This window comes from Pantoea sp. X-Soil-YNGN-775 (genome assembly GCF_059730575.1).
In genome coordinates this window covers 100,300-121,441 of record NZ_AP035945.1, presented here as the reverse complement: position 1 = coordinate 121,441, position 21,142 = coordinate 100,300, and the positions used below count along the sequence as shown (strand labels likewise).

The 21,142-nt window shown below is 56.3% G+C and carries 16 protein-coding genes and 1 tRNA gene; 3 read left to right on the top strand and 14 right to left on the bottom strand.

Annotated elements, in window-relative coordinates:
* Position 1: 1 nt before the first annotated feature.
* From bcsB to AC6I8I_RS00475, 13 genes are all read right to left on the bottom strand, one after another.
* Positions 2–2,608 carry a cellulose biosynthesis cyclic di-GMP-binding regulatory protein BcsB gene (gene bcsB, locus AC6I8I_RS00535; RefSeq protein WP_312759217.1) on the bottom strand — a complete coding sequence of 869 codons (2,607 nt, stop codon included), beginning with the start codon at positions 2,606–2,608 and terminating at the stop codon, positions 2–4.
* Positions 2,605–4,716 carry a UDP-forming cellulose synthase catalytic subunit gene (bcsA, locus tag AC6I8I_RS00530; protein WP_312759216.1) on the bottom strand — a complete coding sequence of 704 codons (2,112 nt, stop codon included), beginning with the start codon at positions 4,714–4,716 and terminating at the stop codon, positions 2,605–2,607. Before bcsA ends, bcsB begins: the two co-directional genes overlap by 4 nt.
* A 53-nt stretch (positions 4,717–4,769) precedes the next feature.
* On the bottom strand, positions 4,770–5,573 hold the full coding sequence (gene bcsQ, locus AC6I8I_RS00525) for a cellulose biosynthesis protein BcsQ (RefSeq protein WP_312054804.1): 804 nt from the start codon (positions 5,571–5,573) through the stop codon (positions 4,770–4,772).
* A complete protein-coding gene (bcsO, locus tag AC6I8I_RS00520; RefSeq protein WP_497828228.1) occupies positions 5,564–6,190 on the bottom strand; it encodes a cellulose biosynthesis protein BcsO in 627 nt (208 codons plus the stop codon). Before bcsO ends, bcsQ begins: the two co-directional genes overlap by 10 nt.
* A gap of 502 nt (positions 6,191–6,692) precedes the next feature.
* Complete coding sequence (gene dppF / locus AC6I8I_RS00515; protein ID WP_312054808.1) at positions 6,693–7,715, bottom strand: dipeptide ABC transporter ATP-binding subunit DppF; 1,023 nt, start codon at positions 7,713–7,715, stop codon at positions 6,693–6,695.
* Positions 7,705–8,691 (bottom strand): dipeptide ABC transporter ATP-binding protein, encoded by a 987-nt coding sequence (dppD, locus tag AC6I8I_RS00510; protein ID WP_312759212.1) that lies wholly within the window; start codon positions 8,689–8,691, stop codon positions 7,705–7,707. The genes dppF and dppD overlap by 11 nt, the downstream gene beginning before the upstream one ends.
* Before the next feature lie 12 nt (positions 8,692–8,703).
* The gene (gene dppC / locus AC6I8I_RS00505) at positions 8,704–9,606 is read right to left on the bottom strand and encodes a dipeptide ABC transporter permease DppC (protein ID WP_094120946.1); all 903 of its coding nucleotides are present in this window, start codon (positions 9,604–9,606) and stop codon (positions 8,704–8,706) included.
* A 9-nt stretch (positions 9,607–9,615) separates the two neighbouring features.
* The gene (gene dppB, locus AC6I8I_RS00500; RefSeq protein ID WP_312054812.1) at positions 9,616–10,635 is read right to left on the bottom strand and encodes a dipeptide ABC transporter permease DppB; all 1,020 of its coding nucleotides are present in this window, start codon (positions 10,633–10,635) and stop codon (positions 9,616–9,618) included.
* A 171-nt stretch (positions 10,636–10,806) separates the two neighbouring features.
* Positions 10,807–12,417 carry a dipeptide ABC transporter periplasmic-binding protein DppA gene (dppA, locus tag AC6I8I_RS00495; protein ID WP_312054814.1) on the bottom strand — a complete coding sequence of 537 codons (1,611 nt, stop codon included), beginning with the start codon at positions 12,415–12,417 and terminating at the stop codon, positions 10,807–10,809.
* Positions 12,418–13,539: 1,122 nt separating this feature from the next.
* Positions 13,540–13,616: transfer RNA gene (locus AC6I8I_RS00490), tRNA-Pro, on the bottom strand.
* Between the two features lie 126 nt (positions 13,617–13,742).
* A complete protein-coding gene (gene eptB / locus AC6I8I_RS00485; protein WP_312054816.1) occupies positions 13,743–15,434 on the bottom strand; it encodes a kdo(2)-lipid A phosphoethanolamine 7''-transferase in 1,692 nt (563 codons plus the stop codon).
* A gap of 327 nt (positions 15,435–15,761) precedes the next feature.
* Positions 15,762–16,190 (bottom strand): organic hydroperoxide resistance protein, encoded by a 429-nt coding sequence (locus AC6I8I_RS00480; RefSeq protein WP_031375563.1) that lies wholly within the window; start codon positions 16,188–16,190, stop codon positions 15,762–15,764.
* Between the two features lie 95 nt (positions 16,191–16,285).
* A complete protein-coding gene (locus tag AC6I8I_RS00475; RefSeq protein ID WP_312054819.1) occupies positions 16,286–16,750 on the bottom strand; it encodes a MarR family winged helix-turn-helix transcriptional regulator in 465 nt (154 codons plus the stop codon).
* Positions 16,751–16,813: 63 nt separating this feature from the next.
* Here AC6I8I_RS00475 and AC6I8I_RS00470 point away from each other — a divergent pair, with 63 nt between their 5' ends.
* A complete protein-coding gene (locus tag AC6I8I_RS00470; protein ID WP_312054820.1) occupies positions 16,814–17,407 on the top strand; it encodes an HD domain-containing protein in 594 nt (197 codons plus the stop codon).
* Between the two features lie 42 nt (positions 17,408–17,449).
* Here the strand turns inward: AC6I8I_RS00470 and AC6I8I_RS00465 are convergent, their stop codons facing one another.
* Positions 17,450–17,743 carry an HTH-type transcriptional regulator gene (locus AC6I8I_RS00465; protein ID WP_031375566.1) on the bottom strand — a complete coding sequence of 98 codons (294 nt, stop codon included), beginning with the start codon at positions 17,741–17,743 and terminating at the stop codon, positions 17,450–17,452.
* Positions 17,744–18,467: 724 nt separating this feature from the next.
* Here AC6I8I_RS00465 and AC6I8I_RS00460 point away from each other — a divergent pair.
* Together AC6I8I_RS00460 and AC6I8I_RS00455 are read left to right on the top strand one after the other, a co-directional pair.
* Positions 18,468–20,066 (top strand): gamma-glutamyltransferase family protein, encoded by a 1,599-nt coding sequence (locus AC6I8I_RS00460; protein ID WP_497828227.1) that lies wholly within the window; start codon positions 18,468–18,470, stop codon positions 20,064–20,066.
* A 259-nt stretch (positions 20,067–20,325) separates the two neighbouring features.
* A complete protein-coding gene (locus AC6I8I_RS00455) occupies positions 20,326–21,042 on the top strand; it encodes a DUF3053 domain-containing protein (RefSeq protein ID WP_497828226.1) in 717 nt (238 codons plus the stop codon).
* Positions 21,043–21,142 lie beyond the last annotated feature (100 nt).

The window sequence follows — 21,142 nt, the reverse complement described above, 5'->3', positions numbered from 1 at the left end:
CTTACTTCTTGCCGGAATCACTATTCTGCTTCGGATTCAGTCGCCGCCACGCATGACGCTTCAGCATCACCCAGACCGCACTGCCCACCAGCGCAGAAAGCAGCAGCGCCGCCAGCGCCAGGAACACCGAATGCTGGTTGGCGTACCACACCACCATCATGTACCAGGGCATTTCCCCGACCGGGAACTGCGCGCCAACGCGGAAGCTGCGAATGCCATTCTCATCGGTGATGATGGCGGTATCGCCACGAATCGCGGCATTGATACGTGCCGAACTGAGATCGTTGTGGAGCCGCAGCAGTTGATCGTCACTGGTCGCCACCGTAACCACCACCAGCCGATCGCGATTCCACGGCGAGCGATAGCTCAGGAAGCCACGCCACGCTTCGTTAGAGGAGAAGTACCGATCGGCATCCAGCTGTTGACGACTCCAGTCACCGCTTAGCCAGCCGCGCAGTTTCTCCAGCGTACCGGACTCCTTCACACCAAAGGTGCTGCTGCTGGCGTCATAAGGTGAAGAGGCCAGTAACGCCCGGTTGAAATCACTGTTGCCGGTGGTACTTACCGCCAGCAGGTCGTTCTGCTGCAGCCGTGCCAGATAGGTGCCGCCCTGCGGCAGACCAAACAGCACCTGATTCTGCGTCAGGGCTACGCCGGTCGCGTTACCGGCACGCGCCGCCAGATCCAGCAGCGTCGACAGTTCGGCATTGCTGGGTTTTTCCGGCAGCAGCAGCGTGGTCTGGCCGAAATCCGCCAGCCGTGAGAACGGGAACGAGGCGCCGACAAAATAAGAGAGGTTCGGCAGCATGCTGAAGTGGCGGGTGTGGCTCAGATCGATCCACGAATCCTCTTCAATCCGGCTCTTGATGTTGTTGTTCAGCAGCACGCCACAGGGCGCATCCGCCCGCGGCTTGATGTTGAAGTAGAGCGCCAGCTGGTTATCGCCATAAATCAGGTAGGGTTCGAGATTGAGCTGATATTGTTCCTGCCGCGCATCGCCCCCTAAACGGTGCCAGACATTCTCCAGCAGCCCGACCTTATTCACGGTCAGGTTGCGCAGGAAGGTCCCGTTCAGCATCACGTTAAGAAACGACTTATCTTCATCGATCCAGCTTTCGGACGGGAAACGATAGTGCAGCTTGACCGGCACGGTATCGCCATCCCACAGAAACAGATCGGGCGCGGCACGGAAATTGACGCGCAGCGCATCGTGCCAGATGCCGCTGCTGGTCAGGGTCTGATCTTTTCGCAGCAGTTCACTGAGACGCACCGGGCGATCGGTATTGATCCAGCGCGGCGCGTCATAGGGTTTGCGATTGCCGAGCGTTTGCGGTTTTACCGGCAGCTGGCTGTCGTCAGTGGTCAGCGGCTGCGTGGTCAGACGGTTGGCCGCCTGACGCAGTTCGGCGTCGTTGTTACCGCTCACCAGCAGCAATTTATACACCGGGTTGTTCGGGTTATCGACCACCTGCAGCATCGGCCCTTTGCTGGCCGGAAAGGTCAGCGTACCGATGCGATCGCCGGGATGACCAAACAGAATGCCGTTGTGCTCCGGCAATTCATCCCGCATCACCGGGAAGCGAATACCGCGATAATCGCTCTGAATGCCGAGCCAGGACGCCACCAGCGCCGCCGCACTCACGGCATCCGGCGCGACATTGCTGGCGAATCCAATGGTAACGGTGGCGGCGGTCATGCGTTGCGGATCGAGGAACGGCCGCGGGAAGTTGCGCAGGCTGGTGCCGATATTCAGCTGCTGGCCCTCAAGGCTCAGGGTGGTTTTCGGCATGATGGTGACCTGATACTGCTCGGCGCTCTCGCGCTCGCACAGTAACTGGTCGGCATCATTAATTTTGAAGCTGAGGTTATTGCTGGAGACCACCATCGCCGCCGGAATATCCAGCTGATAGTCGCTGGTATCACTGTCGCTGGCACCGAGCGGCAGCGTGCCAAGCGGCTGGCCGTTCAGCATTAGCTGCAGTGAAGTATTGCGCGCCGCCAGCGCCGGTGAGACGCGCAGCGTCAGGTTGAGACGCGCATTGGTCACCACCTCATCCGAGGGCAGCGTAAAGGTAATACCTGACTGCAACTGGCCGCCGGTCAGGGTGATGCCGCGCGGCTGGCCCATCTGCGCCACAGAAATGCTACTGCTGATCGGCTGGTTAATGGCAGCACTGATCACCGGCTGCGGTTCCACTACTGGCGCTTCGGCCACCGGCGTTACGGCCTGACCCGGCGCGTAGGGCAGCGCACTGGCGGCCGCTTCCAGCGCCGGGTCGCCATTGCTCAGCCCTTGCGGCAACGGCACGGTAGAGAGCGCACCGCTGTCCTGCGTCACCGCAGCCCCAGCCGGTGCGGGCGCGGCAGAAGTCACCGCCGGCGCATTCTGTGTCGCTGCAGACTCAGACTGAACGCCAGATGACGCCTCGCCAGACGCAGGCTGGGCTGATGGCGTCGCTTGCGCAGTCGGCTGCACGGTCGGTGCCGCGCTGTTAACCGGCGCGGGGTTGCTGGTGTCATCAGCAGATGGCGTTTCGGCCCAGGCTGGCGTCAGCCACAGCGCCGCGGTCAGTGAACTGACCAGCAGCGTTTGGGTCAGGGTTTTCATACTGCGCCATCCTCTTTGGCCGCCGCGGCAACCGGGTCGACATTTTTACGTTTATCGTGGCGTCCTTTCCAGGTCAGCCAGAACAGCTCAAACACGGTACGGATAATGGTTCCCAGCGAGATCAGCGGGTTATCCTGCTTATACTCCGGCTGAATCCAGGCATCGGCGCGCGCCAGCACCACCCGTACCAGCTCACGGCGGCGCGCCAGAGGCATCGCCTCAAAGCGCAGACGGATGGTTTCCGCATCGCCAGAAATCTTACTGACCGGAATGGTGATCGCGCCGGATTTAAGCAGCAGGTCGATCTCTTCAATCTCATCGTATTCATGGCGGTTATCTGGCGCATCCAGCTGCGCGCCCCCCATGGAAAGATCGCTGGTCAGGGTGCGTGACGAAATACCGCTGGCGTAGTGAATAATCGCTGGGATCTGCACCTCAATACGGATGGTTTTACGCACCTGTTTGGTTTCGCGCGCCACGGCGATCGCCGCCATCAGAATGATCAGGCTAAAGATGGCCCATCCGACGTTGAGCGCAATAACGTAAGGATCGACGCCAAAATAGTCATGCATCACTGCCCGTACCACGCCCGCCACAATGCCGATGCCCAGCAGCAGCGCCACAATGACGTGCGGACGCACGATGTGGAAATCGAAGAAGCCCTGATCCAGCACCCCGCCTTTATCGGTCACGTTGAATTTGCCGTGCTTCGGCGACAGCAGCGTCAGGATGGTCGGGATCACCAGATGGAAACACATCACCGTTTCGTAAATTTCACCCCAGAAGGTGTAGCGGAAACGGCCATTCATCCGCGAGTTGACGTACAGCGACATCACCAGATGCGGCAGCACGTACGCAAAGATCAGCGACGCGGAGGAGTGAATAATATTCAGATTAAACAGCAGGTAAGCCAGCGGCGCGGTGAGAAAGGCTACGCGCGGCAGACCAAACTGGAAGTGCAGCATGGCGTTAAGGTAACAGAGGCGCTGCTGCCACTTCAGGCCGCGGCCAAACAGCGGATTATCCACCCGGAAAATCTGCGTCATACCGCGCGCCCAGCGGGTACGCTGAATAATGTGCAGGCCGAGACGCTCGGTCGCCAGACCGGCCGCCAGCGGAATGGACAGAAACGCCGATCCCCAGCCAAGGCGCTGCATTTTCAGCGCGGTATGCGCATCTTCGGTCACGGTTTCTACCGCAAAACCACCAATCTGCTCCAGCGCTGCGCGGCGGATCACCGCACAGGAGCCGCAGAAGAAAGTGGCATTCCAGTTGTCATTGCCCTGCTGAACCGGGCCGTAAAACAGTGAACCTTCATTCGGGATGCTGCGCGCGGCGCGCAGATTACGCTCAAACGGATCGGGCGAGTAGAAATAGTGTGGCGTTTGCAACAGCGCCAGTTTCGGATCTTTCAGGAACGGGCCTACCGTCGCCTGCAGGAAAGTACGCGTCGCGACGTGGTCGCAGTCAAAAATGCAAATCAGCTCACCTTTAGTGATTTTCATTGCATGGTTGAGGTTGCCGGCTTTAGCGTGATTGTTGTTGTCACGGGTGATGTAGCCTACGCCCACATCGGCGGCGAAGCGGGCGAACTCACTGCGCTTGCCGTCATCCAGCAGATAGACTTTCAGTTTGTCGCGTGGATAGTCGATACACTGCGCGGCCAGCACGGTGTCGCGCACTACATCAAGGCTCTCATTATAAGACGGCACGTAAATATCCACCGTCGGCCACAGATCGGTATCATCCGGTAACGGTTCGATGGTGCGCTTTAATGGCCAGGTGGTTTGCAGAAAGCCGAGAATTAAAATCAGCCAGACATAAAGCTCAGCCAGATATAAGCCAATGCCTAATATCGCTTCGACTTCGGAATTAAAATGCAGGGTTTCTGTGGTGCGCCACCAGATATAGCGGGTAGACATCAACGCCGACAGGATCACCATCATCACGGTTATTTTGCGGCTTTTGCTGAAACCCAATAAAAACATCAAACCGATGCTGATCAGGCCAAAAATATACTGCTTCTGGCTGTCCATTGGCGTAATGATGATCACCGCGGCAACGGGTGCAAGCACCAGCAGCAGCAGGTAAAACCCGATTTTACTCATGATTCACCCTGAGAAGAGCTGTTTTAATTCAATCACCTGTTCACGTCAGGTGATTAATATGGGTTAGTACGGATGGGAGCCTGAACTTCGCCGTTGCCGACGGTGATATTCAGAATGCTGCTGACACGTTTGGCAATCAGTTCAATATCAAAGGCCGCCGCAGACGCGGGACTAAAATCATACACAGACTGCTGGGAAGCATTCGCCTCACCCACGCTTTCGTCGCGGTGAACCACGCCGAGTAAATTATCGCCCAGTCGCTGTTGCATAAATGCCGTCACATCACGATTAATATTGCGACGGTTATCGCACTGGTTCAGGACGAAATAGTGACCCTGTTTATTATTGAGAGGTTTGCCGGTCATCCGGTTCTCCTCAATCTGCGGTAATAAAGAGACCGAGGCGGTATCCGCTAACATCACCACTAAATGCATATCGGCCAGCGCCGTCATTGCTTTAAGGGCCGGACCCGGACCGGGTGGAAAATCAGCCACGATCACCAGGCCAGGATAATTGAGCACCGTGTCGAGTCCGCGCTGAATAAAGTGCGGATCTTTCATCAGCTGTTCTTCAAAGCGCTCACGCTGCGGCTCGGTCACGTCGCCATAGGGCAGCACGAAGATATTGCCACCGGTGGTCAGAATCGACTGGCTCCAATCCGCCTGCTCTTCCGAACGGGCCACAAATCCTCGCCCGTCATGGAGCGGAACGCCAAAATGCAGACGCAGAGCATTCTGCACATCAAAATCAATTGCCAGAACTTTGCTACCGGAACGCGCCAGACTCCAGGCCAGGTTCGCCGCCAACGTGGTTTTCCCTACTCCCCCTTTCGGCGAGCACACACAAACTAACGGCATAGCGCAATCTTCTCCAGTAACGGTTTCAGTAAGGTCTCTTTTGGCAGATTAACCGGTTCGCCGCCGCGTGAGCGGAACAAGGCACCAAAACGTCCCGGTTCGGCGCGGTTCGCCGCCTCAGACGAGGCGAACGCCGTCGGTGGGTTTGCCGCCCCAGACGAGGTGAACGCCGTCGGTGGGTTCGCCACCGCCGCGGGCTGAACAGCAGCAGGGCGCAGCGTTGCCACCGGCTCTGTCGGTTTTAGCAAGGGCGGCGGGAACAGCGATGAAGAACCAGCTTCAGCGGTCACGTTTGTTGCGGCTGCACTGCCCGCCAGACTGTCCAGAATCGAGCCGCGGGCTGCCGTTGCCGGTTGCGCACTGAGGATCGACTGACGCGGCAGAGCGGCAGGAGCCGGGGCGCTGAATTCATCACCGCGCAGCGGCTGAGGCTGAGGCAAATCGATACGCTGACCGCCGCCAAGGGCATTCTGCTGGGCATCACTCGCCAGCTGACGAATCAATGACCATTTACTGTGTTCCGCCGCTTCCTGCGTCTGGCCAGACATATCTTTAAAGGCGATGTCGAGCGTTTGCGTCTTCTCTTTAAAACGCTGCAAATCGTCGTAATTCTTCATTGATCATGGCCTGCAACAAGGGGGGAATTTTCCTGGAATATAGCACATCCGCTTAAACTCAGTGAGAAAAACCTGATTACAAAAACAGCGAATTCAATAAAATAGTTTAATCAGAAAGATTCGATAAGAGCCGAAAAAGGGCGATGTTGACTGCTTTTGCCCTGAAATTAATAAGTGTGATTTAAGTTAAATTGATTAGCAATATTTTAACATTCAGCTACCGAAGGAGGCGAGTGTAACGGCTGGCACAGCCAGCAGAGACAAGATGAGAATAATCCCTGTCAATGACTAAGGTTGCCCGGCGACTTAACCCGCAGCTGTCAGCGTGAAATGGCCGTCAAACGTTGAGGATATTTACCGGTTTTTGCTGCAATGATCAGCGACCGGGTCATTGATTAATCAGGATAATGAAAAAGGACAGCGGAGGAAGGTAAGCGACACCCGGATGTGCGCTGAGCGGGACGCGTCAGTAAAAAAGGCCCCTGCAGGAGCCTTCTTATCTTTAACCGACTTTTTCTGCCGCGCCGACCGGCTGATTTTCATCCTGGTCGACGGCGAAGCAGGCGATCTGCTGGCCACCGTAGCTTTTCAGCTTCGGTTGCAGCTGAACGCAGGTGCCAAAGCGCCGGCGGCAGCGCGCGTTGAAGGCGCAGCCCGGTGGCGGACTGAGCGGACTCGGCAGTTCGCCGGTCAGCTTAATCCGCTCACGGCGGTCATCCGGATTCAGACGCGGCGTGGCCGACAGCAGAGCCTGGGTGTACGGATGGCGTGGATTAGCAAAAATCGCCTCTTTGCTGCCCTTTTCAACGCAGCGCCCGAGGTACATCACCATCACTTCATCCGCAATGTGCTCCACCACCGACAAATCGTGCGAGATAAAGACGTAGGAAAGTCCCATATCCTGCTGCAGATCCATCATCAGGTTCAGCACCTGGGCACGCACCGAGACGTCGAGCGCTGAAACCGGCTCATCGGCAATCAGCACGTCCGGATCAAGCATCAGCCCGCGGGCAATCGCAATACGCTGGCGCTGTCCCCCGGAGAACATGTGGGGATAGCGATCGTAGTGCTCGGTCTTCAGGCCCACTTTCGCCATCATCTCCAGCGTCTTCTCGCGGCGCTCGGCTTTGGTCAGCGTGGTATTGATGATCAGCGGCTCTTCCAGAATCTGACTCACTTTCTTGCGCGGATTCAGTGAACCATAGGGATTCTGAAAGACGATCTGAATTTTCTGACGACGCAGTTTCTGTGCCTGCGGATCGTGCTTCAGCAGATCCTGACCATGCCAGTAAAGCTGCCCTTCGGTCGGGGTTTCGATCATCGTCAGCAGGCGGCCAAGGGTGGACTTTCCACATCCTGACTCACCGACTACCGCCAGCGTTTTGCCGCGCTCCAGATTAAACGACACGCCATCCAGCGCTTTTACCAGACGTTCCTGACCAAACAACCCTTTCTTCACCGGGTAGTGCTTTTTCAGATCGATCGCCTGTAATAAATACTCATGCTTAGTTGTTTCATGACTCATAAGTCGGTCTCCCGGCATCGTCCAGCGGATAGTGACACTTGGACTGGCGGCCTGGAATGGTGCGCAGTTCCGGTTCTACCTTACGACAATGATCAGTGGCATAAGGACAGCGTGGGTTGAGCAGGCAGCCAACCGGGCGATCGTATTTGCCCGGTACCACGCCCGGCAGCGAGGCCAGACGGGCTTTATCGGCAGCAAACTCCGGCAGAGCACGCAGCAGCGCCTGGGTGTAAGGATGGCGCGGTGCCTTAAAGATATCAGTCGCTTTGCCGCTCTCCACCACCTGTCCGGCATACATCACAATAATGTGGTGCGCTGCTTCGGCCACTAACGCCAGATCGTGGGTGATCAGGATCAGCGCCATGTTCTCCTGCTGCTGTAACTCCAGCAGCAGTTCAATGATCTGCGCCTGAATAGTCACGTCGAGCGCGGTGGTGGGCTCATCGGCAATCAGCAGCTTCGGACGGCAGGCAATCGCCATGGCGATCATGACACGCTGGCTCATCCCGCCCGACAGCTGGTGCGGATAAACATCCAGTCGCGACGCCGGATCGGGGATGCCCACCTGATTCAGCAGGTCGATTGCCCGCTGACGCCGGGTACGCTTGTTGCCGCCCTGATGCACTTTGATCGCTTCCATGATCTGGAAGCCCACGGTGTAACAGGGGTTGAGGCTGGTCATCGGGTCCTGAAAAATCATCGCCACTTCCGCGCCCACCAGCTGGCGGCGCTCTTTTTCGGAGATGCGTTTCAGGTCGCGCTGGTTGAACTCCAGCTTTTCCGCCATCACTTTGCCCGGGAAATCGATCAGTCCCATAATCGCCAGCGAGCTGACCGATTTACCGGAGCCGGACTCGCCGACAATGCCGACCACCTGGCCCTGCTCCACCTGATAACTGATGCGGTCAACCGCCCGGAACGGTGCCTTTTCGTCGCCGAAATGCACCGACAGTTTGTCTACATTTAATAACGCCATCTCGGTGCCTCTTTACTGCTTGAGTTTCGGGTCGAGTGCATCACGCAAACCATCGCCCATCAGGTTAAATGCCAGCACGGTAAGCAGAATGACTAATCCAGGGAACGTCACCACCCACCAGGCACTTTGCGCATACTGCAACACGTCGGAGAGCATGGTGCCCCACTCCGGGGTTGGCGGTTGCGCACCCATACCGAGAAAGCCCAACGCCGCCATATCCAGAATGGCGTTGGAGAAACCTAACGACGCCTGCACGATCAACGGCGCAAGACAGTTAGGCAGAATATTAACGAACATCTGACGCAGCATACCGGCCCCGGCGACGCTGGAGGCGGTCACGTAGTCGCGGTTTACCTCCACCAGTACCGCGGCACGGGTCAGTCGAATGTAGTGCGGCAGCGCGACAAACGTCAGGGCGATAGAGGCGTTAACGATCGAGGGACCGAAAATGGCCACCAGCACCAGCGCCAGCAGCAGGCTCGGCAGCGCCAGCATGATATCGACCAGGCGCATAATGGTGGCATCCACCACGCCGCCGAGGTAACCGGCCAGCAGACCGAAGATCACCCCGAAAATCAGCGATAGCACTACCACCAGACAGCCGACCAGCAGCGACAGTCGCGCGCCGTACATCAGACGCGACAGCACATCACGGCCAACATCATCGGTGCCGAGAATGTAGCTCCAGCTTCCTCCTTCCTGCCAGACCGGCGGATGCAGCAGCGCATCGCGGAACTGTTCCGCCGGCGCATGGGGCGCCAGCAGATCGGCGAACACCGCCACCAGCAGCATAATAATGATGTACGCCAGGCCCACCACGGCGCCTTTATTGCGTTTAAAATAGTGCCAGAATTCCTGAAACGGGGTCATCGGCTTGGGTGCAGCGGTTACGCTGGCGGGATCAACAACAGACATGATGCCCCCTTATTTCTTATGACGTATGCGCGGGTTAACCACGCCATACAGCAGATCAACCAGCAGGTTGACCAGGATAATCAGTACCGCCGTCAGCAGCACCCCGCCCTGCACCACCGGATAATCACGGCGTTGCAGCGCTTCGATCAGCCAGCGACCCAGACCCGGCCACGAGAAGATGGTTTCGGTCAGGATCGCGCCGGCCAGTAAGGTTCCGACCTGCAGACCGATGACGGTCACCACCGGCAGCATGGCGTTACGCAACGCATGCACCACGATAACCCGCATCCGCGTCAGGCCTTTGGCGCGTGCCGTACGGATGTAATCTTCACCCAGCACTTCCAGCATCGCCGAGCGCGTCATACGCACAATCACCGCCAGCGGGATGGTGCCAAGCACGATAGCGGGCAAAATCATGTGCATCACCGCATCGTGGAAATCACCCGCCTCGCCCCAGAAAAAGGTGTCGATCAGCATGAAGCCGGTCAGTGGCATGGTGTCATCAAGGAATACGGTGTCGCCGACGCGGCCGGAAACCGGCGTCAGGTTGAACTGCACTGAGACCAGCATGATCAGCATGATGCCCCACCAGAAGATCGGCATCGAGTAGCCGGTCAGTGAGATGCCGACCGCGGTGTGATCGAAGATCGAGCCACGTTTAACCGCCGCCATCACCCCAACCGGGATACCGACCGCGACCGCAAACAGCATCGCGCAGACACCCAGTTCCAGCGTGGCTTTAAAGCGCGGCACAAATTCATCCCATACCGGGATGCGGCTCTTGAGTGAAATGCCGAGATCGCCATGTAATACGCCGTTAATGTAGTTCAGGTACTGTTTCCACAGCGGCTGATCCAGGCCTAACAGCGCCATTAACTGCGCGTGACGTTCAGGGGAAATACCGCGTTCGCCCGCCATGATCAGCACCGGATCGCCGGGGATCATGTGAACAAATGCGAAAGTGAGTAATGTAATACCGATAAACGTTGGGATGACAAGGCCCAAACGTCGGAGTATGAACTGCAGCATAATCCGGGTTCTCTCTTGTCCGCGCGACCGTCGCCGCGAGGGTAGTTATTGCTTACATCTGACGATCGGGTAGGCCCGACCGCGACGCAGCCAGGCTGCGCCTCTACCGTTTCCAGTAAAACAGGGAGATAAAGCCGGAGCGACGCGTAGCCGCTCCGGAAAAGGCAACAATTATTCCTGAATGTCTACCTGGGCAAAGTAGTGTCCGCCAAGCGGATCGACTTTGTAGCCGGAGACTTTCTTGCTGACCGGTTCGTAGACCGTTGAGTGCGCGATCATCAGCGCCGGTGCCTGGTCATGCATCACAACCTGTGCCTGCTTGTAGTACTCGATGCGCCTGGCCTGATCGGCGGTGGCGCGTGCTGGCTGAATCTGATCCTCAAAGGATTTATCGCACCAGCGCGAGTAGTTAGAGCCATCTTTGGCCGCTGAACAGCTGAACAGGGTGGCGAGGAAGTTATCCGGATCCCCATTATCACCGGTCCAGCCCATCATTACGGTCTGGTGTTCGCCGGCTTTGGCACGCTTCAGATATTCGCCCCACTCATAGGTCACAATCTTGGCTTTCACGCCAATCTTCGCCCAGTCGGACTGAATCATCTCCGCCATACGGCGCGCGTTCGGGTTGTAAGGACGCTGTACCGGCATCGCCCACAGGTCGATGGAGAAGCCGTCAGCCATGCCTGCTTCTTTCAGCAGCGCTTTGGCTTTTTCAGGATCATAGGTGTAGTCCTTAACGGCGTCGTTGTAACCCCACATCGTTGGCGGGATCAGGTTTTTAGCCGTCTGGCCTGCACCCTGATAAACGGCATCAATGATTGCCTGCTTGTTCACCGCCATGGTCAGGGCCTGACGTACTTTCAGGTTATCCAGCGGTTTTTTCTCAACGTTATATGAAAGATAGCCGACGTTCAGGCCAGCCTGCTCATACAGGTTGATGTTTTTATCCTGCTTCATGCGCGCAATGTCAGCCGGGTTTGGATACGGCATGACCTGACATTCGCCCTTTTGCAGTTTGGCGTAACGCACAGAAGCATCCGGCGTAATGGAGAAGACTAACCGATCGATTTTCGGTTTGGTGCCCCAGTAGTCCGGGTTGGCTTTATACAGAATGCGCGAATCTTTCTGGTACTGCAGCAGCTGGAACGGGCCGGTACCGACCGGATTCAGGTCGACTTTTTGCGGTGAGCCAGCTTTCAGCATGTTGTCCGCGTACTCTTTCGACAGAATAGAGGCGAAGTCCATGCCGAGATCCGCAAGGAACGGCGCTTCAGGACGGGTCAGCACAAAGCGCACGGTATGATCGTCCACTTTTTCAATTTTGCTGATCAGCTTCGGCATATCCATGCCTTCGAAATATTCGTAGCTGCCGCCGGAGACGCCATGGTAGGCGTTGTTTTTATCCAGCTGGCGTTCAAAGGTGAACACCACATCATCCGCGTTAAATTCGCGCGTCGGTTTGAAATCTTTGGTGGTCTGCCACTTCACGCCTTTGCGCAGGTGGAAGGTGTAGGTTTTGCCGTCTTCGCTGACATCCCACTTCTCGGCCAGTGCCGGGTGCAGTTCAGTGGTGCCGATGGTGAACTCAACCAGACGGTTATAAATCTGGCGTGAGCTGGCGTCGTAAGTGGTACCCGAGGTGAACAACTGCGGGTTAAAGCCTTCCGGAGAACCTTCTGAACAGTAAACCAGGGTTTTTGCCTGAACACCGGCGGCGACAGTCATAGCAATCAGGCTCAGACCGACCTTCAGCATCCCGGATTTAGCCAGGGAGTTGATCATGCTTTTGCTCCATTGTGATGTGATGTTGTGTGCATTGCCCGACCTCTGGTTTTTTTATGCGGTTCAGGCGTACCACCGAACGGGTGGCTAAAGCGCGTCAGGTTTTTTTATGTTTTTCCGGGTGCCGTGGAAGCGGTCGGAAAATTCCGTAACTGCACTTTATTGACGCATCAATTTGTCAACAGTTGCAATGAACGTCAATACAACGGTTAGTTATTTACACAGAGTGTGAGGGATAGCAAGCAACGGTAAAAAAAACCCTTTTCGGCTAAAAGCCATACAAAGCACAGTGTCACTGGCGTAACGTCCGGACTTTCTGCTGGATAGGCAGTTTGTCGCTAGTGATTCTCACCGCTAAAAAACTTAAAACTTTTACCGGCAAATGTTGAATAACTGAACGATTCACCGTGCGTTATGACGTTCAGCCAGCGGAATATGCTGGCATTGAGGCATAAGAAATTAGCAACTTGCCGCTTTCGGTCATAAGAAGAACGTGTCACGAATTATCCCTGCGTCGCAGATGTAGCAAGGCCTGCCGACCGGAAAAGCGGATTAATCCCGGCTGAAAAGCAGATAGCGTTACGGAAGCCTGTTATTGGAACTTTCTGGAAGATTGCAAAAAAGAACAGCCAGCGAAGGAAAGCGGGGAAAGCGTAAAGAAGAAGAGAGTGGCCCGATTCGTTACAGGCTCCTGCCTGCAGAGTAAACACGGTCAGACTTACCCTGATTAGGGTTCGTCAGCCGTCTATCGCCCTGCCGGACGTAAAGCGAAGGGAGCCTACGCCGGTAGCAAAGCATAGCGGGCCATGGAAGGCGTCTTTTGCGTCTTTGCGCAAGGCGTATGCTCCCTGAAGCCTGACTGGCGTTGAAACCGGGACTGCTCCGGGAACACGGCCAGATCGGAAAGACGCTAAAGCCAATCCCTGGCCGCTCGGCCCGCGCCGTCCATGGCGCGGGACGCTTTCCTCTTCTGCCCGTGTTCCCGGCGCCTTGAGCTTATTCGTTGCGGCCAGATTCACCCTGACTGGGCCAATCAGCAGGCTCAAACCTCCTTTGGAGGTTCTCATCCTCTTTAGCTACAGACGAAAAAAAACCTGTCTTTTCAGACAGGTTTCTTAAATATGGTCGGCGAGAGAGGATTCGAACCTCCGACCCACTGGTCCCAAACCAGTTGCGCTACCAAGCTGCGCTACTCGCCGATGGGGGCGCATGTTACTGCGACCCCCGATCAGCGTCAACCGCTTTTTGCGCTTTTGCCGCCGATCGCCTGGAAAGCGCGCGGTTACTGACAATCCCGCGCCCTTTCCACCAATTCGGCGTTGTTATTACAGCGGTTTCGCCGGGCTGGTCGCCGGAGCCTGACACCAGTTATTGGCCGGATTAATCCCGCCATCTGGCGAGGTGTAACCCAGACAACCAAGAATGGTATCAAACAACTCTACGTGGCGATGGGTTTTGCCGACGCGCTGCTGCGCCTGCAAACGCTCAAAGTTGCTGCGGTTCTGGCTGTCGGCAAGATACTTATCAGACGCCCACACCATCATCGGAACGCGGAACTGCTCCGGCGGAGCCATCTCACGTGGAGTACCGTGCAGGTGCATATTTTCGCTAATCGACTCACCGTGGTCAGCAGCATAGAAGACAATCGCCTTCTTATCACGCAACTGATCCAGCACGCTGTCGAGCATGCTATCGACATACAGCACCGAGTTGTCATAGGCATTAATCAACTGCGCTTTGCTGCAGGTCTCATCAACCCCCATACATTCCGGCTGGTACTTCGCAAAACTGCGCGGGTAACGCTGAGAATAGAGATAGTGCGACCCCTTAGTGTGCAGCACGACCAGATGCTTGCCTTTCGGGAAGCGATCCAGCGACGCCTTCATCTCAGGCACCAGCAGCATGTCATCGACCGCTTTACCCTGGTTACGCTTCTCTGAACCAATCTGCTCACGGAAAGCAAAGTTATTGGCGTTGATGTTGTCGTAAAACCACACCTCACTCTGCATCGCAAACAGCTCAGAGGTAAAGCCCAGCTCTTTCATCACCGCAAACACGTTTTGCTCTTTCAGCGTACGGCCGGGGTTATCCATGGTGCCGCCTTCGCGCACGAACATGCAGCGCAGCGACAGTTTGGTGGCGGTATCACAGGATTCACCGCGGAACGCGACCAGGTTTTTCTCTTTAGAGAGCTTCGGCGTGGTATCACGTTCGTAGCCGAGCATGCCCATGTGATCCCAGCGGGTGGTTTCACCAATCACAAACACCACATAGGTATCATCCAGCCCGGCAGGCGCGACGTAGGTAAATTTCTTCGCCGGGTCGAGCAGTTCCTCGCTATTCAGCGACTCATCTATGCGGGTCCAGGCAAACAGCCCCACCGCCGCCAGCCAGTTAGATGGCAGATAAGAGTGCGCCACCACACCGCCGTAGCTCGGCAGATCGATGTTGGTGATCTCTTCATTATTCTTCTGCAGCTTGTCGAAAAACCGAATTGGCAGCCAGACCAGCGCCACGCAGACCAGCATAATCAGGGTCGGCTTCAGGCGTTGCCCCGGCGTACGCAGCTGTTCATTCAGCGTCATACTCAGTTTGTTTCGCCAGATCATTAACAGCGGCAGCGCGCTAACCAGCACCATCCACAGCACGAAGTGATAGCCAATCACCTCTTTCGACAGGTCGGTATCGGTGGTCATCACCGATGCCACAATGCCGTAGCCAATCACGACGTTAAAAAATGCCATGTAATAGGCAGCGGCAACAGAAATCAGCACGATAAGCGTGGCGAGCACCCGATAAAACCACTTTCCACCCAGCGACAACAGCCGCATCAGGAAGAAAGTCAGCAGCACAATTGCCACCACTTCGGTCACGGCAGTTAGCCAGTTGGTCACCGTCGATTTCGTCAGGAAACCGTCAAAACGGCGATAAAAAATCGGTAAATTCAATAATATACCGAGATAGAGCGCGAGCAGTAGCGACAACTTTTGCTGCGTTAAGGTTTTAATATAATTCATGAAAAATGGAGTTTCCCCGGAATGATGCGCTTTACCAAATCTTTAATGTGACTACCGAAACGCGGCAGAGTTCGCTGAATAAGCGGACCGGACCCGATGAAGGAGAATTCTGAACGGATTTCAGGCTATAACGCGAGGTGGCCCAGTAAAACATGGCAACACCCGATAGACCAGAAAATAATCTTTGTCGAGCCGATTAGCACATTTTTTGTGCAAACGGTATTGCCGGTCGGATCCCGACTGAGGCAAACAAGGCAGAAGTGCGGGATAAGGCGTGGCGGGCGGACGGAAGAGAGAGCGGGCCAGCCTGGCTGGCCCGCGGTACGCTTAGCGAATGATATTCAGCGTCACGTCAATGTTATTGCGGGTTGCGTTTGAGTAAGGGCAAACGATATGTGCAGCATCAACCAGCTTCTGCGCTTCGGCTTCATCCATCTCTGGCAGGTGAATGTTCAGGGTCGCTTCGATACCAAAGCCATTCGGGATTGGGCCGATACCCACTTCACCTTCAATCCACGCCTCTTTCGGCATCGCGATTTTGTCACGGCCAGCGACAAATTTCATTGCGCCCAGGAAGCAGGCTGAATAGCCCGCAGCGAACAGCTGCTCAGGGTTAGTCACTTCACCACCTGCGCCGCCCATCTCTTTTGGTACGCCCAGCTTCACGTCCAGCACACCGTCAGAAGAGGTTGCACGGCCATCACGACCACCGGTTGCTTTGGCTTTTGCGCGGTAAACCACTTGTTCTAAAGACATGACATTTCTCCGTTACGCTATTTAATCGCTCACTACTTGTAACGCGGTAATGAGGCGGTGAGGTTCAACGGGCACGATACGCCCGTCAGTAAGATTTATCGTGATCGGTTGAGATTGTCGCGTAAGCCATCCAGCTGCACTTTCAGCGCCAGCAGCGCATCATCGTCGCAGGCGGTCGCGCATTTGACCGCTTCCGGAATAGATTCCGCCTTGCTGCGCAACGCCCGGCCAGCCTCGGTCAGCGTTACCGCCACCTGGCGCTCATCCTGGCGGGTGCGCTGACGCATAATCAGTCCGGCACTCTCCAGTCGCTTCAGCAGCGGCGTCAGCGTGGCTGAATCCAGGAAAAGCTGCTCGCCAATCTCTGAAACCGTAAGATCGTCCTTCTGCCACAGCACCAGCATCACCAGATATTGCGGATAGGTAATGTCGAGTTGGGTCAGCAGCTGACGATAGACCTTATTCATCGCCAGATTAGCGGAATAAAGTGCAAAGCAGAGTTGCTGATCGACCAACAGTGGCATCGTTTTCACTTTTTTGTCATCTTGATCACTGTTCATGGTGGTAAATATAGATAGCGCGCTAGATAATTGCAAGCAAACTTTTTGAACAGGGGAAAACGCATGCAGGATTCACTGGAAGAACGCGCGCGACGCTACGCTACGCAGGCCCATGCCGATGCCGGCCAGCGCCGCAAATATACCGATGAACCGTATATTGTTCACCCGGCGGCAGTGGCGGAGCTGGTCCGCAGCGTCAGCGATGACGACGCTCTGCTGGCGGCGGCATGGCTTCATGATACGGTTGAAGATACGCCGACCACGCTGGCAGATATCGACACGCTGTTTGGTGCCCGCGTTGCCAGCCTGGTCGAGATGCTGACCGACAGCGCACCGGCGTCCGCAAAGAACCGGGCAGCGCGCAAGCTGGCGCACTTCCGGCATACCGCCAGCGCCAGTCCGGAGGCGCAAACCATCAAGCTGGCTGACATCATCGACAACACCCGAGCGATCGTGCGCTTCGATCCCCACTTCGCCCGCATCTACCTGGTGGAAAAACAGGTGCAGATTGACCTGCTGAAGCAGGGTAATGCGCAGCTCTGGCAGCAGGCCTCAACCATTATCGAATCGGGCATTGCCCAGTTGGGGCAGCCGCCTTATAACGTGCCGGACAGCTGGTTTGAGAAACAGGCGGCCAGATACCGTGAGCCAGGCTAAAAAAAAACCCGCCACGGCGGGTTCCTTTGGATTTTTTCTTCATTATTCCAGCAGCTGCCGACCCAGATAGGGGTTGGCATGCAACAGCTTCATTAATTTCTGAGCTGTCGCGGAAGGACGGGTACGTCGGGCTTCCCAACTTTTTACTGAAGAAACGCTTACGCCCATCACTTTTGCAAATTCATCAACCTGCATGCCGGTCATTTCGCGCAGACGCTGTGGCTCTGGCACGGCAGGTTGGCGTTGAATAGAGATCTCAGCGGGACGGTTGTCACGTGTCAATACAATCTGCTCAAGGCTGCTGAGCAATTCAAACATTGGGTCTTTTAATTCCATAGAGAACTCCTTAAAAACTCACTATGAAGCACGTGAAAGTAGAGAGGTACGAGTCTGAAGTCAGACTCTGAAACCGGGCCTGGTCAGGCTGTATCCCGCAAGGGTTTGTTTTTATTATGAGAAAACCACTACGGGAAACAGCCTGCTGTGCACTGCTTGTAAACATGTCAGGTCAATGCAACAAATGCCGGGAAGCTAAGTATGGATAGAGACCTGACGATTTGCCGCGCAATTTATAATTATTTTTTTATCTTTTCTTAGCTGGAAAAGTTCCAGCGCCACTAAGTGTTTGAGGCTAATATCTTTTGTGCCTCAGCAAGCGGCAAAAAAATCAAATTATGTTTGGTAGTAATGTGGATGCCGTCATGCTTTCTGCCAGCATATTTTCGATTCTGTGAGGAAATACACTCCCTGCTGAACGAGTGCAAAATATACGCCAATGGCTCACTTCTTAAACATTTATATTCACTGTATTAATCAAATTAAGAATAGTCCTAGGCTGATATACCGCGCAGCCGCGGCGTGGCTCACATCCGTGAGCTAACAATTCTTTTACCCTGCCGTAACCTTTTTAGCGGCAGATGCAGCTTTCGCGCGCGGGTGCCTTATACAGGTGCGTACGAGCGTTCTGCGTGAGCCAGTTGCGCTGTCGTGGTGCACTAACGGACGGCAGCATTAAAGGGAGTGCTCTGCGGATGGGATCAATCAATCAAAAGGAACAGCGATGAGTGAAGTCGATTTCAATGTGAGTTATGCCTCCCATCGGGTGCCGATGATGGGGCGTAATGCCGTCGCCACCTCACAGCCGCTGGCGGCCCAGGCCGGCATTCGAATGCTGCAACAGGGCGGTAATGCGGTGGACGCCGCCATCGCCACCGCTATCGCGCTGACCGTGGTCGAGCCGACCGGCAACGGCATCGGCAGTGACGCCTTCGCCATTGTCTGGGATGGCCAGCAACTGCACGGCCTGAACGCCTCCGGGCGGGCGCCAGCCGCCTGGAGCCCGCAACGCTTTGCCGGACATCAGGTGATGCCGGAGATCGGCTGGGAGTCGGTCACGGTGCCCGGTGCCGTTTCGGCGTGGGTGGCGCTGGCCCAACGCTTCGGCACGCTGCCGCTCACCACCTTAGCCCAGCCGGCGATTGACTATGCGCGCCACGGTTTTCCGGTTTCGCCGCTGATTGGCCAGCTGTGGCAGCGCGGCTACGACAAGCTGCGGCATCAGCCTGGCTTCAGCGACTGTTTTGCCCCGCAGGGCCGTCCGCCACGCATCGGTGAACTGTTCCGTAACCCGGCGCAGGCCAGCACTTTGCAGCAGATTGCCGCGAGCCAGGGGGAAAGCTTTTATCGCGGTGAACTGGCGCAGAAAATGGTGGCCTTTGCCCGCGAGCACGGTGCCGCCCTGACGCTGGACGATCTCAGCAAGCATCGCGCTGACTGGGTGAAATTACTGTCACGTCCGTTTGCCGGCGGATCGGTGCAGGAGCTGCCGCCTAACGGTCAGGGCATCGCCACCTTAATCGCCCTCGGTATCCTCGAAGAGTGGGACATTGGCCGCTATGCGCCCGACTCACCGCAGTGGCTGCATCTGTCAATTGAGGCGATGAAACTGGCGCTGGTCGATCTGACGCGCTACGTCAGTGATGAAGATCACCTTGAGTTCCCGGCGGACCGGCTGCTGAGCGCGGACTATATCCGCCAGCGGGCCGGGTTAATCGATCCGGCACAGGCGGGTGATTACGCGTTTGGTGCTCCGCAGCAAAGTGGCACGGTTTATCTCTCCACCGCCGATGCCAGCGGCATGATGGTGTCATTTATTCAGTCTAACTACATGGGTTTTGGATCGGGCGTGGTAGTGCCGGATACCGGTATCAGCCTGCAGAACCGCGGCGCGGGCTTTTCACTCGATCCGCATCATCCCAACGTGGTGGCGGGCGGCAAGCGGCCGTTCCATACCATTATTCCCGCCTTCGCGCTGGACGGTCAGGGTCAGCCACTGATGTCGTTTGGTGTGATGGGCGGCCCGATGCAGGCGCAGGGGCACCTGCAACTGGCGCTGCGGATTATGCTGCATCGGCAGAATCCGCAGGCCGCGATCGATGCGCCGCGCTGGCGGGTGGAACAGGGCCGTGAAGTGGTATTTGAATCGACTCTTGACCGCAATACCCTTAGCACTCTGCGCCGCATGGGCCACCAGGTGCTGCTGGAAGATCCGCTGAGCAACTATAACTTTGGCGGTGCCCAGGCGATTGTCCGCGATCCGCAGGGCTTCTATATCGCCGCCACCGAAAGCCGTAAAGATGGGCAGGCCGTGGTGTTCTGAGGCCGTCTTAGCGCAGCTGCAACGCGTTATGCTGCCGCTGGTCTGCGGTTGCGGAGGCGGTTGCGGAGGCGGGCGGACAACGGCCGTGATGACCACCACAACCTCATCGAATGTGTCGCGCATCCTGCCCGGCAGCAGACAACCGCGATCGGCTGCATATCAGTGATGGTTTCACATTGTGCCGCGACGCGGGTTTGTTCTATTCTTTAGGCCATTCTTACCTGGACATCAGCCAGTTTCACTGACAGGAGTTGAACGTATGGCTTTAGGACTCACACGCCTCTGGGCGCGCGGCGCGTTTTTAGTCGCTAGCGCGCTGATCGTGCTGCAACTCACCGCGTGCGGTGATAAAGAAGGCGAGCAGCGCAAAGCATTTATCGATTTTCTGCAGAATACCGTGATGCGCAGTGGCGAGCACCTGCCGAGCCTGAGCGAAAACCAAAAACAGAGTTTTGGCAATTTTGCCGGTGATTACGCCATCCTGTATGGCTTCTCGCAGCAGGCGAATAAAGCGGTCGATCAGGGTATGCGTCCGGTGGTGGATGAGCTTTCTGCCATTCGCGTGCCGCAGGACTACCTTAATCGTCGCGATTCGCTGCGCCAGGCAAACAGTGCGCTGGTAATTGTCACTCAACAGATTGAAAGCGCCAAAATGCAGGCGGACAGCAGCAAAGCGGCCCTGAAGCAGTCTGATGATCTGAAAAAAGTCTACGATACCGCCTACAACAAAGTGGTCACCGTGCCGGCGAATCAGCTTATTCCGCTGTTGCCACAGCTGCAGGCGCTGAGCCAGGCGGCGGTGCAGACCGGTGATTTCCTGCAAACCCAGGGCACCCGCGTCAGCTTTAACGATGGCGGCGTACAGTTCCCGACCCAGGAGCAGGCTTCGCAATATAACGCGCTGATGAGCACCTTATCCGCCAATGCCCAGGCGCTGACCCAGGCACAACGTGCCGTTCAGGGTGGTTTGCAGTAACCTCGTTTAGCGGCAGGCGTCGATCGCCTGCCCTTCTCTCTCTCCGTTTGATCCTTACTCTCCCCCTGCTTTCTGCTGGCCGGTCCAAAGTGTGATCGGG